The organism is Acidimicrobiales bacterium, assembly GCA_035536915.1.
In the GTDB taxonomy this organism is placed as follows: domain Bacteria; phylum Actinomycetota; class Acidimicrobiia; order Acidimicrobiales; family JAHWLA01; genus JAHWLA01.
Genome location: DATLNE010000012.1, coordinates 54890 through 69584, shown reverse-complemented (window position 1 = coordinate 69584; position 14695 = coordinate 54890). Strand labels below are relative to the sequence as shown.

At 70.9% G+C, this 14695-nt stretch carries 10 protein-coding genes; 5 read left to right on the top strand and 5 right to left on the bottom strand.

The annotated features are described in order from the left end of the window. A partial coding sequence (locus tag VM938_04010; GenBank protein HVF74189.1) for a flavin reductase family protein occupies positions 1-492 on the bottom strand: 492 nt, incomplete at its 3' end. Between the two features lie 62 nt (positions 493-554). After that, positions 555-1652: a PilT/PilU family type 4a pilus ATPase gene (locus tag VM938_04005; protein HVF74188.1), complete on the bottom strand. Its 1098-nt coding sequence runs from the start codon at positions 1650-1652 to the stop codon at positions 555-557. A gap of 46 nt (positions 1653-1698) precedes the next feature. On the opposite strand from VM938_04005, the gene VM938_04000 reads away from it, so the two are divergent. Then, positions 1699-2517: an alpha/beta hydrolase gene (locus VM938_04000; protein HVF74187.1), complete on the top strand. Its 819-nt coding sequence runs from the start codon at positions 1699-1701 to the stop codon at positions 2515-2517. 3 nt (positions 2518-2520) lie between these two features. On the opposite strand, the gene VM938_03995 is transcribed toward VM938_04000, so the two are convergent. Both VM938_03995 and VM938_03990 read right to left on the bottom strand, forming a co-directional pair. Further along, positions 2521-3387 carry an A/G-specific adenine glycosylase gene (locus tag VM938_03995; protein ID HVF74186.1) on the bottom strand — a complete coding sequence of 289 codons (867 nt, stop codon included), beginning with the start codon at positions 3385-3387 and terminating at the stop codon, positions 2521-2523. Beyond that, entirely contained in the window at positions 3327-3839 is a 513-nt protein-coding gene (locus VM938_03990; GenBank protein HVF74185.1) for a MaoC family dehydratase, read from the bottom strand. Before VM938_03990 ends, VM938_03995 begins: the two co-directional genes overlap by 61 nt. A gap of 231 nt (positions 3840-4070) precedes the next feature. Between VM938_03990 and VM938_03985 the strand changes: the two genes are divergently transcribed. The 4 genes from VM938_03985 to VM938_03970 are packed head-to-tail and all read left to right on the top strand — an operon-like array spanning position 4071 to position 13343. Further along, the gene (locus tag VM938_03985; protein ID HVF74184.1) at positions 4071-9257 is read left to right on the top strand and encodes a fibronectin type III domain-containing protein; all 5187 of its coding nucleotides are present in this window, start codon (positions 4071-4073) and stop codon (positions 9255-9257) included. A gap of 26 nt (positions 9258-9283) precedes the next feature. Beyond that, on the top strand, positions 9284-11053 hold the full coding sequence (locus VM938_03980) for an O-antigen ligase family protein (protein ID HVF74183.1): 1770 nt from the start codon (positions 9284-9286) through the stop codon (positions 11051-11053). Positions 11054-11057: 4 nt separating this feature from the next. Continuing rightward, on the top strand, positions 11058-11702 hold the full coding sequence (locus VM938_03975) for a methyltransferase domain-containing protein (protein ID HVF74182.1): 645 nt from the start codon (positions 11058-11060) through the stop codon (positions 11700-11702). A gap of 51 nt (positions 11703-11753) precedes the next feature. Beyond that, positions 11754-13343, top strand: coding sequence for an acyl-CoA dehydrogenase family protein (locus VM938_03970; GenBank protein ID HVF74181.1), 1590 nt, complete (start codon positions 11754-11756; stop codon positions 13341-13343). Here VM938_03970 and VM938_03965 read toward each other — a convergent pair. Beyond that, entirely contained in the window at positions 13340-14629 is a 1290-nt protein-coding gene (locus VM938_03965; GenBank protein HVF74180.1) for a hypothetical protein, read from the bottom strand. The genes VM938_03970 and VM938_03965 overlap by 4 nt on opposite strands. Between the last annotated feature and the right edge of the window lie 66 nt (positions 14630-14695).

The following is a 14695-nucleotide window of genomic DNA, read 5'->3' as shown; positions in this document are numbered from 1 at the left end:
CACGACCCGGGCCACGGCGATGACGTGGTCGCCACCGTCATGCTCGGCCACGATGCGACAGTCGACCCAGGCCAGGACACCGTCGAGTATCGGGGAGGCGGTGGCGGGGGACGGCTTCCATGGAACGCCCTTGAACTTGTCGGCGCCCCTCGTGGCGAACACCCGGCCGAGGCTCTCCTGGTCCTCGGCCAGGACGTTGGCGCAGAAGGTGCCGCCATGACGGATGACGGGCCAGCTGACCGACGACCGGGCCGGGCACACGGCCACGAGAGCCGGGTCGAGTGACACCGACGTGAACGACTGGGCGGTGAAGCCGACCGGCACGTCCTTGGCCATCCCGGTGATCACCGTGACGCCGGTGCCGAAGTGCCCGAGCACGTCCCGGAACCGGGCCACGTCGAATTCCTGCGCGGAGCCGGGACCGGCATCGCCCGGCAGGACGAAGTCGGCGGCCATCGGCCCCACCGGCCCAGCAGCCGGCTCGGGGGGCACGGCGGGCTCGGCGGGCTCGGGGATGCGCGCATCGTAGGCGGCCCCTTCCGCCCGGGCTCGCCTCAGCGAGTGGTCGTGCCGACCAGCCCTCGCTGTTGCAACATCACCTTGAGATCGTGAGGGTTGGTGGCCGTCATCATGGCCCCCCGTAGGTCGATGGCACCGGCCTGGTAGAGCTTGACCAGCGCCTGGTCGAAGGTCTGCATTCCGTAGTATTCGCCATCGGCCACGATCTCGTGGATGTCGCCGGTGCGTTGGGGGTCGATGATGCACTGCTGCAGGCGGCCGTTGACCACCATCACCTCGAGGGCGGGCACCCGGCCGATCCCGTCGGCCGTGGGTACCAGCCGCTGACAGATGGTGCCCTTGAGCGACCCGGCCAGCGCCACCCGGATCTGGTTCTGCTGGTGGGGCGGGAAGAAGTCGACGATCCGGTTCACGGTCTCGGTGGCGTCGATGGTGTGGAGGGTGGAGAAGACCAGGTGGCCGGTCTCGGCGGCCGACAGGGCGGCGGCGACCGTCTCCTGGTCGCGCATCTCGCCCACCAGGATCACGTCGGGGTCCTGGCGCATGGCGGCTCGCATGGCGGTGGCGAAGTCGCGGGTGTCGAAGCCGATCTCCCGCTGGTTGATCTCGGCCAGGTTGTCGCGGTGGAGGACCTCGATGGGGTCCTCGATGGTCACGATGTGGACCTCGCGTGTCTGGTTGATGTGGTCGATCATGGCGGCCAGGGTGGTCGTCTTTCCCGAGCCGGTGGGCCCGGTGACGAGGACCAGGCCGCGGTGTTCGGAGGCGAGCCGGCCCACGACTTCGGGCACATTGAGCTCGTCGAAGCTGGCCGCCGAGGTGCGCACCCGCCGGAAGACCATGGCGACCGAGCCCCGCTGGCGGAACACGTTGACGCGGAAGCGGCCGCAGCCGGGGATGGCGTAGGCGAAGTCGGCTTCGTTGCGGATGGAGAACTGTTCCGCCACGTCGTCGCGCATGATGGCGGCGGCCATGTCGGCGGTCATCTCGTTGGTGAGCTTCTCTTCGACGTCCATCTTGCGGAGGTCGCCGTGGACGCGGATCCGCGGCGGCGAGCCCGCCTTCACGTGGAGGTCGGACGCGTCGAGGTCCTCCATGGCGCGAAGGAGACGATCGAGCCATTCATGGGCCATGCACTAGTTCTCGGCGCGCCAAGGGGGGCGGTTAACCTCCACATTCGTGCGCGAGGGGGACGTTTCCGTCGGCGGGCTCTCACTCGCCTACCTCGAAGACGGGCCGGCCGACGGCCCGCTGGCCCTCTGCCTCCACGGCTTCCCCGACTCCGCCTATACGTGGCGGCATCTCCTGCCCGCCTTGGCCGACGCCGGCTACCACGCGGTGGCGCCGTGGCTGCGGGGCTACGCCCCCAGCGGGCTTGCGCCCGACGGCCGCTACACCTCGAGCGCCATCGTAGACGACGCCGACGCCCTGCACGCAGCGCTGGGCGGCGACGAGCGGGCCGTGCTCATCGGCCACGACTGGGGCGCCCTCGGCGCCTACGGCGCCGCCGCGGCCGGCCCCGAGCGGTGGTCGAAGCTGGTGACGATGGCCGTGCCGCCCATGTCGGTGTTCGGGGCGGCCTTCCTGTCGTACGACCAGATCCGACGCAGCTTCTACATCTACTTCTTCCAGACCCCGTTTGCGGAAATGGCCGTGGGCGCAGACGACCTGGCGTTCCTCGACCGGCTGTGGGCCGACTGGTCGCCCGGCTTCGACGCCGCCGAAGACGTCGCCCATGTGAAGGACGCGCTGCGAGCGCCCGAGCACCTCAGCGCCGCGCTGGCCACATACCGGGCCATGTTCCAGCCCGACCCCCACACCCGGCCCGACTGGCCGCTGCCCCAGCCCTGGCTCTACGTGCACGGCCGCAACGACGGGTGCATCGGCGTGGAGTTCGCCCCGCCCGACGCGCTGATCATCGAGGACGCCGGCCACTTCTGCCATGTGGAGCGGCCTGACGTGGTCAACGCCGCCGTCCTGCGTTTTCTGGCGGACTGAACGTCAGGGGAGGCGGCCGGCGCCGTCGCGAACGACGGCGAGGCCGTCGGCCACCAGCGAGTCGAGGGCGGCCTGCGCCCGGGCCGACTCGCCCGGCCAGCCGGCGGCCACGTCGATGCCGTCGAGCGGGACGGGCCCGGCGGCCAAGGCCGCCACCAGGCGGCCCCGGCCTTGGCGCTCCGATCCTTCGAACCGCGACTGCCGGCCCGCGGCGCTGGGTCGGGACCGCCGGCGCCGCGCCAGTGGCAGCCGTCGGCCAACGGGCAGGCCTCGCAGCGGGGCTCCCGCCGAGTGCAGACGGGTGGCACCGAGGTCGAGCACCGCCTGGTTCCACGCCCACCCGCTACCGGGCGGCACTACGGCGTCGGCGTCGGCCTGCGTGGTCACCGACCAGGCCCGGCCCAGGACCCGGGCCGCGTTGACGTCGAGCACGCCGACGTCGCGCTCGAAGGCGAAGGCCAGCACGGCGCGAGCCGTGTAGGGGCCGATGCCCGGCAGGGCCAACAGGTCGTCGAGGGAGTCGGGCAGTCGGCCGTCATGGCGCTCGACTGCGGCGGTCGCGCACCGGTGGAGGTTGACGGCCCGCCGGTTGTAGCCGAGCCCCGACCACAGCCGCACGACGTCGCCAACCGGCGCGGCGGCGCACGACGCAGGCGTCGGGAACCGGTCCACGAACGCCGTGTACTTCGGCACCACCCGGGGCACCTGGGTCTGTTGGAGCATGAGCTCGCTGACCAGCACCGCCCACGGGTCGCGGGTGCGGCGCCAGGGCAGGTCGCGCCCGGCCTCGTCCCACCAGTCGAGAAGGGCTACTCCCAGACGCCCTCGCCGTACGGCCGCTGCCGCATCGGCGCCGCCTCCGCCTTCCACACCATGACCTTACGGCGGAAGTAGCAGACCTCGTCGCCGTGCTGGTTGAAGCCCTTGGTCTCGACCGTCACGATGCCGCGGTCGTTCTTCGACGACGACTCCTTCTTGTCGAGCACCCGGGTCTCGGCGTAGATGGTGTCGCCGTGGAAGGTCGGCTTCTTGTGGGTGAGCGACTCGATCTCCAAGTTGGCGATGGCTGCGCCGCTCACGTCGGGCACGCTCATCCCCAGCACCAGCGAGTACACGAGGTTGCCGACCACCACGTTCTTGCCGTGCACCGTCTCGTTCTGGGCGAACCACTCGTTGGTGTGCAGCGGGTGGTGGTTCATGGTGATCATGCAGAACAGGTGGTCGTCGTATTCGGTGATCGTCTTGCCCGGCCAGTGCTTGTAGACGTCGCCGACCTCGAAGTCCTCGAAGTAACGGCCGAAGGGGCGGTCGTGCACGGTCATGGCGCCGGAGCGTAGAGATCGTCCTCAAGTCGCAACAAATGCTGCCGATTAGGGGAGGCTTCGACCCATATGGCGCACTTCCCGGAAACGTTCGGTTTACGGGGAGGACGTCATCGGTCATCCTGAGCAAGGCCGTCAGGCGGACGGCCCACTACGCGGGCCCATCGGGGGACTCCAATGTCGCTTTCATCGCAGCTTCGCCGTTTCTTCGTCCTGGGCCTCGGTGGCCTCATGGCCGTCGTGCTCCTACTGGCCGGTGCGCAACCTGCGGGCGCCGCCACCACTGAGCACGTCTACGCCCGAGGCGACGCCGTGTTCCACGGCTCGACCGGCGACACGCCGCTGGCGAGCAACGTCACCGGCATGGCCCGCACGCCCTCGGGCGGCGGCTACCGGCTCACGACCGGGACCGGCCGCGTGTTCGTGTTCGGCGATGCCGGTTTCTACGGCGACCTCTCGTGGACGCCCTACAGCCCGATCGTCGACATGGCGGCGACGCCGTCCGGCAACGGCTACTGGCTGGTGGCGGCCGACGGCGGCATCTACTCGTGGGGCGAGGCTCCGTACTACGGGTCGATGGGCGGACAGCCACTCGGCGGTCCCATCGTCGCCATCGAGGCTGCGGTCGACGGGAACGGCTACTGGCTCACGGGCGCCGACGGCGCCGTGTACTCCTTCGGCGCCGCCGGCTTCCACGGGTCGATGCAAGGCGCTCCCTTGAACCACCCCGTCGTCGACATGGAGGCAACCGCAGGCGGCGACGGGTACTGGCTGCTGGCGCGCGACGGCGGTGTCTTCACGTTCGGCGCCGGCCAGTTCTACGGCTCACCGGGCGGGACGGGCATCACCGCCGCCGCCTTCGGCGCAACGGCCGACGACCAGGGCTACTGGGTCGCCGCCACCAACGGCACCATCTCCAACTACGGGAATGCCGCGGCCTTCGATGCCGTGACCGGAGCCCGCCCTCTCACTGCCATGGCCGTCACCCCCAGCGGGGCGGGCCTGTGGCTCGCCTCCGAAGGCGCAGGCCCCGGCGGCGTGGCGGGCAGCGTCATCGACGACACCGGTGCTCCGGCGCCCGAGGTGTGCGTCGGTGTCTACGCAGGCGCACCGAACTGGCGCTCGTTCCAGGGACGGACCGACGCCTCCGGCTCCTACGCCATCACCGATGTGCCTGCGGGTGACTACACGGTCTACGTGAACGACTGCGACGGCGCCGACTACCTGTACACGTCCGTCCCGTCGATCACAGTGCGCAGCGGCGAGACCACGCGCCTCGACGTGACCGTGCAGCGCGCCGCCAAGGTGAGCGGCGTGGTGACCGACGAGGCCGGCGCCCCCGTCTCCAACATCTGCGTCATGGCCTGGGACCGCACCACCTCCTACGGCTACGGCGGCAGGACCACCGAAACCGGCTCGTACCGGCTCGCCGGCATGGAGCCCTCCGACTACGCCGTCGAGTTCGCCCCGTGTTACGACGCCGAGAACTGGGAGACCGAATGGTGGGACGACAAGCCCAGTCGTGACGCGGCCGACCCGTTGGTGCTGGCCGTGGGCGAGCACCGCACCGACATCGACGCGGTCGTCGGCCGCGGCGCATCCATCAGCGGCGTGGTCGCTCCCCCGGGCGAATACTTCGCTTGCGTCAAGGCCTACGACCCCACCGGCGACACCGTCGCCTACGCCTACACCTCGGTCACCGGGCACTACCGCCTCACAGGGCTGCGCGCCGACGACTACAAGGTGCAGTTCGGCCAGTGCGACCAACAGGCCACACTGGCGCCCGAGTGGTGGGACGACCAGCCCACCATGGCCACCGCCGATGTGGTGACAACGACGCGCGGCGGCGCCGTCGAAGGGATCGACGCCAACTTGGTGCCCGGTGGCAAGGTCACCGGCACCGTCATCGACGCCGCCGGACGCCCTGCAGCCGGCACCTGTGTCGAAGCCCGCGACGTCGACGGCACCTACGCGACGTGGGCCACGACGCAGGACGACGGGAACTACACCGTCACCGGCCTGGGCAATTCCTCGTACCTCGTCCGCGCCTTCGACTGCGGCAACGGCATCTACGGCGAGGAGTGGTACAACGAGGCCGCCTCCGCGGCCGAGGCCGACCCTGTTGCCGTGACCGCCGGCGGCGTCGTCTCCGGCATCGACTTCACGGTGACCGGCGCGGCGGGCACCCTGCTCGGCACCGTCGTCGACTCGACCGGCGTGCCGCTGCGCGACGTGTGCGCCATGGCCGACGACGCCAACGGCAACCGGTGGTACGCGTGGACCGACGCCGACGGCAACTACCGCTTCCGGCCCATGCCGTCGGGCTCGTACAAGCTGATGTTCAGTGACTGCGGCCAGTACGGCTACCAGACCGAGTACTACGACGAGCAGACGTCGCTGGCTGCCGCCACACCCGTCGAGGTGGTGGCGGGCCAGGACACCGTGGTCGACGAGGACTTCGGCACAGTGCGCGCCCCTAACGCGCCCTCGTACGTCGCCACATACGCAGGCGACTCGACGGTCTACGTCTCATGGCCTGCCACGTGGGGCAACGGCGGGCGTCCCGTCACCGGCTACACGGTCACCGTGCATCCCACCGGCACGACGATCACAACGAGCGAAACCGGCGTGACCGTCGACGGCCTCACCAACGGCGAGACGTACTGGTTCACCGTGCGAGCGACAAACGCCGTCGGCGACAGCAGCGAGACCTCGTCGGGCCTCGCCACACCGTTCGCAGCCCCTGGCGCCCCGACCGACGTCGTCGCAGAGCCGTGGTACGAGTCGGCGAAGGTCAGCTGGACGGCCCCGGCCGACGGCGGCTCGCCCATCTCCCACTACGTCATCACCGGGTCCGACGGCACAGAGGTCGTCGCCTCCGAGTCACCGGTCTTGGTGGGTTCGCTCACCAACGGGGAGACGTACACGTTCACCGTCAAGGCCATGAACCAGTACGGCTACGGCCCCGAGTCGGCGCCCTCGAACCCCGTGACACCGGCCACCGACCCGGGACCGCCGGAGAACGTGACGGCAACGGCCGGAGACGGCGCCGCCACCGTGAACTGGACGCCGCCCGCGTGGGACGGCGGAAGCCCGGTCACGTCGTACACCGTCTACAACGGCGTGACGTACGAGGCGACCACAACCACGGGCACGTCGCTCACAGTGCCGGGCCTCACCAACGGCCGGTCGTACTACTTCGTGGTCACGGCCAGGAACGCCGTGGGCGAGAGTTGGGGAGCCGAGTCGAACTCGGTGACCCCGGCAGGCCCGCCCCCTGCGCCGACGAACGTCAGCGCCACGGCAGGCAACGGGTCGGCCACGGTCTCGTGGTCGGCATCGGCGGCCAACGGCAGTGCGTTGACCGGCTACACGGTGACCGCGTCGAACGGCGCGACGGCGACCACGACGGGCACCTCGTTGGTGTTCGGCGGCCTCACCAACGGCACCAGCTACACCTTCACCGTGCGGGCCACAAACGGCGTCGGTGACAGTGCCGAATCGGCGCCGTCCGACCCGGTGACCCCTGCTGCGTTGCCTTCGGTCCCGACCGACGTCACCGCCACGGCAGGCGACGGGTCGGCCACGGTCTCGTGGTCGGCATCGGCGGCCAACGGCAGTGCGTTGACCGGCTACACGGTGACGGCCTCCAACGGGGCCACCGGCACGACGACGGGCACCTCGTTGGTGTTCGAAGGGCTCGCCAACGGGACCAGCTACACGTTCACCGTGCGGGCCACAAACGGCGTGGGCAACAGCGCCGAGTCGGCGCCGTCCAACTCGGTGACTCCTGCCGGGCTGCCCGCAGTCCCGACCGGCGTCAGCGCTACGGCCGGCGACCAGTCGGCCACGGTGTCGTGGACCGCGTCGGCCGACAACGGCAGTGCGATCACGGGCTACACGGTGACGGCATCGAACGGGGCCACGGCGACCACGTCGGGCACGTCGCTCGTCTTCGGAAGCCTCACCAACGGCACCAGCTACACGTTCACGGTGCGGGCCACCAACGGCGTGGGCGACAGTGCCGAGTCGGCGCCGTCGAATGCGGTCACGCCGTCGGGTGTACCTGATGCACCGAGCGGGGTGAGCGCGACGCCAGGCGACAGCTCGGCCACCGTCTCGTGGACCGCTCCGGCCGACAACGGCAACCCCATCACCGGCTACACGGTGACGGCCTCCACCGGTGCGACGGCGACCACGGCGGGCACGTCGCTGGTGTTCGGCAACCTCACCAACGGCACCAGCTACACCTTCACGGTGCGGGCCACAAGCAGCGTGGGTGACAGCGCCGAGTCGGCGCCGTCGAACGCAGTCACCCCTGCGGGTACCCCCACCGCGCCTACCGAGGTCACCGCCGTGGCAGGCGATGGGTCGGCCACGGTGTCGTGGACCGCGTCAGCGGCCAACGGCAGTGCGATCACGGGCTACACGGTGACGGCTTCCAGCGGGGCAAGCGCCACGACGGCCGACACGTCGGTCGTCTTCGGCGGGCTCGCCAACGGCACGAGCTACACGTTCACCGTGCGAGCCACCAACGGCGTGGGCGACAGTGCCGAGTCGGCGCCGTCGAATGCGGTCACGCCGGCCGGACTGCCTGCAGCTCCCACCGGCGTCACCGCTACCGCGGGCAACCAGTCGGCCACCGTCTCGTGGACGGCGTCGGTCGACAACGGCAGTGTGGTCAGCGGCTACACGGTGACGGCCTCCAACGGTGCGACGGCGACGACCGATGGCACGTCGTTGGTGTTCAGCGGCCTTACCAACGGCACGAGCTACACGTTCACCGTGCGGGCCACCAACGGCATCGGCGACAGCGCCGAGTCGGCGCCGTCGAACGCAGTGACGCCGGCCACCACGCCCGACGCCCCCACCAACGTGAGCGCCACAGCAGGCAACATGTCGGCCCGAGTGAGCTGGACGGCGCCTGCCTCCGACGGGGGCAGCCCGGTGACGCTCTACACCGTCACCTCGTCGGGCGGCACAACCGCCACCACCACGAGCACGTCGGTGGTGGTGACCGGCCTCACCAACCTCACGTCGTACACCTTCACCGTTCGGGCAACCAACGCCATGGGCGACAGCGCCGAGTCGGCGCCGTCGAACGCCGTCATCCCCTTGCCCGTCCCCGGCTCGCCCCTTTCGGTGCGGGCCGAGGGCGGTGACGGCTCGGCCCTCGTGACGTGGACGGCGCCGGCATCCGACGGCGGTACCCCCATCCTGAACTACACAGTGACAGTGGTGGGCACGAGCACAAACGTGACGGTCCCGGGTTCGGCCCGCTCCGCAACCGTTCCCGGGCTGACGAACGGGCAGCGCTACACGTTCACGGCGACGGCCACGAACGCGGTCGGCACCAGCCCGCCGTCCGACGAGTCGAACTCGGTGAAGGCGCGGCGTATCGGCGGTCGCGCCGCCTGACCAACTCGGCCACCTCCGAGCGGGCGGTGCTGGCCGCCTTGGTGGCGGTGCCACTGGTGATCCTGCCGCCCGCGGCCGACATCTTCGGGCTGCCCAAGCTGGTCGTCGTCGCCGTAGCCGCCGCTGTCGGTTGGCTGGCATCGCCGGGGCGGCTGCGCTCCATTCGCATGGGCGCCCTCGAGTGGGCGGTCGTCGCCTACGTCGGCGTCGTCGCCATCTCGTCGTTGTTCTCGCGCAGCGTCCTCGACTCGGTGTTCGGCTCGCACCAGCGCTACGGCGGCCTCCTGCCGCTGCTCGTGTACCTCTGGTTCGCAGCGCTGGTGGTCGTCGCCTTCCGGGGCCGCCCCGACCGGCTCGACCTCGTGCCGGTCGCCGTCGTGGGCTCGGCCGCCGTGGTGGCCGCCTATGTGCTGCTGCAGACGGCAGGCGTGGACGTGTACGAGTGGGAGCAGGCGGCGGGCGGCACCACTCGCTACGCGGCGGGTTTCATGGGCAACCCCGACTTCGCAGGCGGGCTGCTCGGCATGGCGCTGCCCTTCGGCGTGCGCGCCGCGCTCATGCGCAACCGGTGGTTGTTCGGCGCCGCCACCCTCGTGGTCGCCGCCGGGCTCGTCGCCACCCGCAGCCGTGGCGGGCTGTTGGCGGGAGCGGTCGGCTTGCTCGTCCTCGGCATCGTCGAGCGCGATCGCGTGCCGCGACGGGTCTGGGTGGGTGCGGGCGCGCTGACCGGCGTCGCCCTCGCACTCGTCGCCCTGCGGCCGTCGTTCGTAGAGCGCACCGAACTGTTGCGAACGGAGAGCGTCGAAGCACGGGGCCGCCAATGGGCGGGCGCGTGGCAGGTGTTCTTGGACTCCCCCGTCATCGGGACCGGCCCCGACACCTTCGAGTTCGCCTTCCCCGCCCACCGTTCAGGCGAGGACGGGCGCACCCTCGGCATGCAGATCGCCGACAAGCCCCACAACGTGCTGCTGGAGAAGGCCACCGACACCGGCGTGCTCGGCTTCGCCGCCTACGCGGCGGTGATCGTGCTGGCGTTCCGGCGGGCCCGGCGTGAGGCCGCCGTCTTCGTGGCGGGCCTGGCCGCCTACCTGGCGCAGGCGTTCGTGTCGATCGACGTGCCGCCGTTGGCGTTGCTGGGCTGGGTGATGATCGCCGGGATCGTGGCTGCCTCCGCGCCTGCGGCCAAGGCGACACGGAAGCAGGCGCCGATGGTGGCGCGGACCGTCGCCGCGGCCGCTGTCGTCGTCCTCGGCGCTGTGGCGCTGCGGGCCGACCTGGCCGCGGGCAGCGGCGATTGGGAGACGGCGGCGTCGTGGCACCCGGGCCAGCCGACGTATCGCTTCGGTGCGGCGTTCGCCGACGAGCGGGGGCGTCGTTTCGACGAAGCCATGCGCCACTACGACGACGTGCTGGCCTGGCAGCCGCACAGCGTGCACGCCTTGGCCGGACGGGCGCGGGCCCTCGGGCAGGCGGGTGAGTACCCCGCCGCCGACGGCTCCTGGCGCCGGGCGGCCGAGCTCGACCCGCACAACTGGGAAGTACACAACGGCCATGCCCTGCTGCTCAACGCCTGGTCGAACGCCACCCGCGGCGATCGCGACCTGCGCGGGCGGGCAGTGGCGAAGCTGGAGCTCACGCTGGCGATCAAGCCCGACCACGTGCCCGCGTGGATCAACCTGGCCAAGTTGCGCGCCGCGCTCGGCGACCCGGATGGCACCCGGCGAGCGGCCGAGGAAGCCCGCCGGCTCGACCCGGCCAACGCCGAAGCGGCCTCCCTCCTGGCCCGCCTACCGTGAGGACGTGATCGAGCTCGGGCTGCGCAACGACGTGTACCGCCGGCCGCTGGCCACCGCCCTCGACCGGCTGGGCTTGCGTGAGGGGTGGCGGTGCGTCGACGTGGGCGCCGGTGGCGGCGACGTGACGGTGGCGCTGGCCGAGATCGTGGGGCGCGACGGGCGGGTCTACGCCGTCGACAGCGACCCCCAGGCCCGCGACGAGGTGGCCAAGGCGGCCGCCGCCCACGCCCAGGTGCTCGCCATCACCCAGGCAGCAGAAGCGCTGACGCTGCCCGAGCCCGTCGATTTGGCCTTTTGCCGGTTCCTGCTGATGCACGTGCACGAGCCCGTCGCCGTCCTGCAGCGCATGGCGATGTCGGTGCGACCGGGCGGTTGGGTGGTGGCGCAGGAACCCATCACGACCGCGGGGCGTGTCGGCGGCGTGGCGTTGTCGATGCCCGATGCCCGCCACCCCGACGTGGGCGCCGTGCTGCCTGCCCTGGCTCGCGACGCCGGGCTCGAACTGGTCGACGCCTGGGCCGAAGCCCCCGCGGGCGTCGGCGACGGCCCGGTGCGCGACTACTTGACCGTGCTCACCGAGGTCGACCCCGGCGACGACCCCGTCGTCCTGCCCCCGCTGGTCACCGTCGTCGCCCGCCGCCCCGGCTGACCTCCGTCCCGGGGTTGGTGGGGCGGAGTTACCGGTCGGTACCCTCTCGCCATGGGTGCTCCCGACCTCAACGCCGCCGCGTCCGCTGTCGAGCTGGCCAAGGCCGTCACCGACGGCGCCGCTCGCCACCTCGCCACCCTCGGCGACCTCGACGACCACCAGGTCCTCGCCTACGAGACCGCCCACGCCTCGGCCGCCGTCGAAAACGCCCGAGCCATCCTCGACTACGGGGCCAAGGGCGACGTCGAGGCCCGCATCGCCTGCGCCTTCGTGGCCGACGCCGTGTACGACGTCAGCGCCCGCATCCTGGGCCGGGAAGAGGAGTTCGGCACCACGCCGGGCGCCCTCGACGGCGCCCGCGACTTCGTGCGCACCTACCGCTCGCCCGAGTTCCTGGCCTCGCTGGCAGGCGAGCAGGGGCCGCGCCACCTCGACACCGACTTCGAGATGGTGCAGGACACCTTCCGCCGTTTCGCCGAGGACGAGATCCGGCCGGTGGCCGAGCACGTCCATCGCAACAACGAGGACATCCCCGAGCGCGTCATCTCCGGGCTGGCCGAGATCGGCACCTTCGGGCTCAGCGTGCCCGAGGAGTACGGCGGCTTCGCTTCGGCCGGCGAGGGCGAGTACCTGGCCATGGTGGTGGCCACCGAGGAACTGAGCCGGGGTTCGCTCGGCGTGGGCGGCTCGCTCATCACCCGACCCGAGATCCTCACTCGGGCACTGGTCAAGGGCGGCACCGAGGAGCAGAAGCACGAGTGGCTGCCCCGTCTGGCCACCGGCGAGATCATGAACGCGGTGGCGGTCACCGAGCCCGACTTCGGCTCCGACGTGGCGGGCATCAAGGTCACGGCCACGCCCGACGAGGCCAACGGCGGCTGGCGCATCAACGGCGTCAAGACGTGGTGCACCTTCGCCGCTCGGGCCGACGTGCTCATGCTGCTGGCCCGCACCGACCCCGACCGCTCCAAGGGCCACCGCGGGCTCAGCCTGTTCATCGTGCCCAAGGAACGCGGTGACGGCCACGGCTTCGAGCTCACCCAGCCAGAGGGCGGGAAAATGGAGGGCCGGCCCATCGACACCATCGGCTACCGCGGCATGCACTCCTACGAGGTGGCCTTCGACAACTGGCTCGTCCCCGCCGCCAACCTCATCGGCGGCGAGCAGGGCATGGGCCGCGGCTTCTACCTCCAGATGGAGGGCTTCGAGAACGGGCGGCTCCAGACCGCGGCCCGCGCCGTCGGCGTCATGCAGGCGGCCTACGAGGCGGCGCTGTCGTACGCGGAGGAGCGCAAGGTCTTCGGCAAGCCCGTGGGCGACTACCAACTGACGCAGGCCAAGCTCGCCCGCATGGGTGTGATCATCCAGGCCAGCCGCCAGTTCGCCTACCAAGTGGCCCGGCTCATGGCCAAGGGCGAAGGCGCCATGGAAGCCTCGATGGTCAAGGCCTACGTGTGCCGGGCCGCCGAGTGGGTGACCCGGGAGGCCATGCAGATCCACGGCGGGATGGGCTACGCCGAGGAGTTCCCCGTGAGCCGGTACTTCGTCGACGCCCGTGTGCTGTCGATCTTCGAGGGGGCGGACGAGATCCTCGCTCTGAAGGTCATCGCCCGCCGCCTCGTCGAAGCCGCCAAGAGCTAACTGCTCGTCCGCCTGCTCTCGGGGAGCACCTGACGGGGGGCACGACCGCCATCGGCGGCCGCCGCCGAGGCGAGGCCGAACATCGCTGGGAATGCAGGCGGCGCGGTCCCCGCCATGGTGATGACATCGTCGACACCGATGTGGCCGAGGCTGCCGTGGAAGGGGGCGTCACCGAAGGTGAAGATGCCGCCGTCGGCCGCCACCGTCCAATAGCCGTGGCCGGTCGGGGTCTCCGCCATCCCCACCATCAGCGCGTTGAGCGGCTGGCCGCCCTTGGAGCCGTGGAACTCGGCGTCGCCGAAGGTGAACACGCCGCCGTCGAGTGCCAAGGTGTGATAGCCGTCGCCGGTCGGCGTGGCCCCCATGGCGACCATGGGCTGGTTGAGGTGTTGGCCGCCCTTGGAGCCGTGGAAGGGCACGTCGCCGAAGGTGAAGATGCCGCCGTCGCGGGCCACCAGCCAGTAGCCGGCCCCCCACGGGTCGGCAGCCATGCCGACGATGGGCTGGTTCAGCGGCTGGCCGCCCTTGCTGCCCAGGAACGGGGCGGTACCAAAGGTGAAGATGCCACCGTCAGCAGCCACCAGCCAATAGCCGGCGCCGTCGGGCGTGGCCGCCATGCCGACGATCGGCTGGTTCAACGGTTGCCCGCCCTTGCTGCCGAGGAACCGGGCGTTGCCGAAGGCGAAGACGCCGCCATCGGCCGCTGCCAGCCAGAAGCCTTCGCCGTTCGGGGTGGCCGCCATGCCCACGATCGGCGAGTTCAGCGGGAGGTGCGAGACGTCACCGAGGTCGTTGGCATCGCCGAAGTTGGCGACCTGGCCGGCCGATCCGGCGATGAAGTAGCCCACCGTCCCGAAGCCGGCCACCGGGAGAGAGGGGTTGCTCTCGGCGTCGGTCGCGAACTGGAGAGTGCTCGTGCGGCGCCCGTCGTCGTCAGGCCAGAAGACGAGGTCGACGACACAGCTCTCGCCCACCGCCAATGTCACGACCGAGTCCGACCAGCAATCGGTCGCACCGTCTACAGGGTCGACCGGCGTGAAGTCGTAGCGGGCCGAGCCGCCGACCAGGTCGACGCTCTCGATGTCGACGGCTTCCCCGGTGGCTGTGACGGTGAGGCGCTCGACGCCCCCGTACGTCCCCACGCGCTGGGCGCCGAAGTCGATGTGGACTCTATCGATCGAGAGGGAGCCTGCTGCAGCCGCAGGCGAGGCCGGCACGAGCCACGCTGAGAGGCCGACGATGGCGGCGACCACCGCGCTCGCGTGCGAATACCGCCGTTGCTTCATTGTGTGTCCCTTCGAGTGCCCCCGCGTGAACTTCGGATGGTAGCGGCGCAACCGCCCGAATCACAG

Excerpts from the sequence above, each read along its gene's own strand:
- VM938_04005 (HVF74188.1), bottom strand. The coding sequence starts at position 1,652 with ATGGCCCATGAATGGCTCGATCGTCTCCTTCGCGCCATGGAGGACCTC.
- VM938_03990 (HVF74185.1), bottom strand. The coding sequence starts at position 3,839 with ATGACCGTGCACGACCGCCCCTTCGGCCGTTACTTCGAGGACTTCGAG.
- VM938_03985 (HVF74184.1), top strand. The coding sequence starts at position 4,071 with ATGGCCGTCGTGCTCCTACTGGCCGGTGCGCAACCTGCGGGCGCCGCC.
- VM938_03970 (HVF74181.1), top strand. The coding sequence starts at position 11,754 with ATGGGTGCTCCCGACCTCAACGCCGCCGCGTCCGCTGTCGAGCTGGCC.
- VM938_03965 (HVF74180.1), bottom strand. The coding sequence starts at position 14,629 with ATGAAGCAACGGCGGTATTCGCACGCGAGCGCGGTGGTCGCCGCCATC.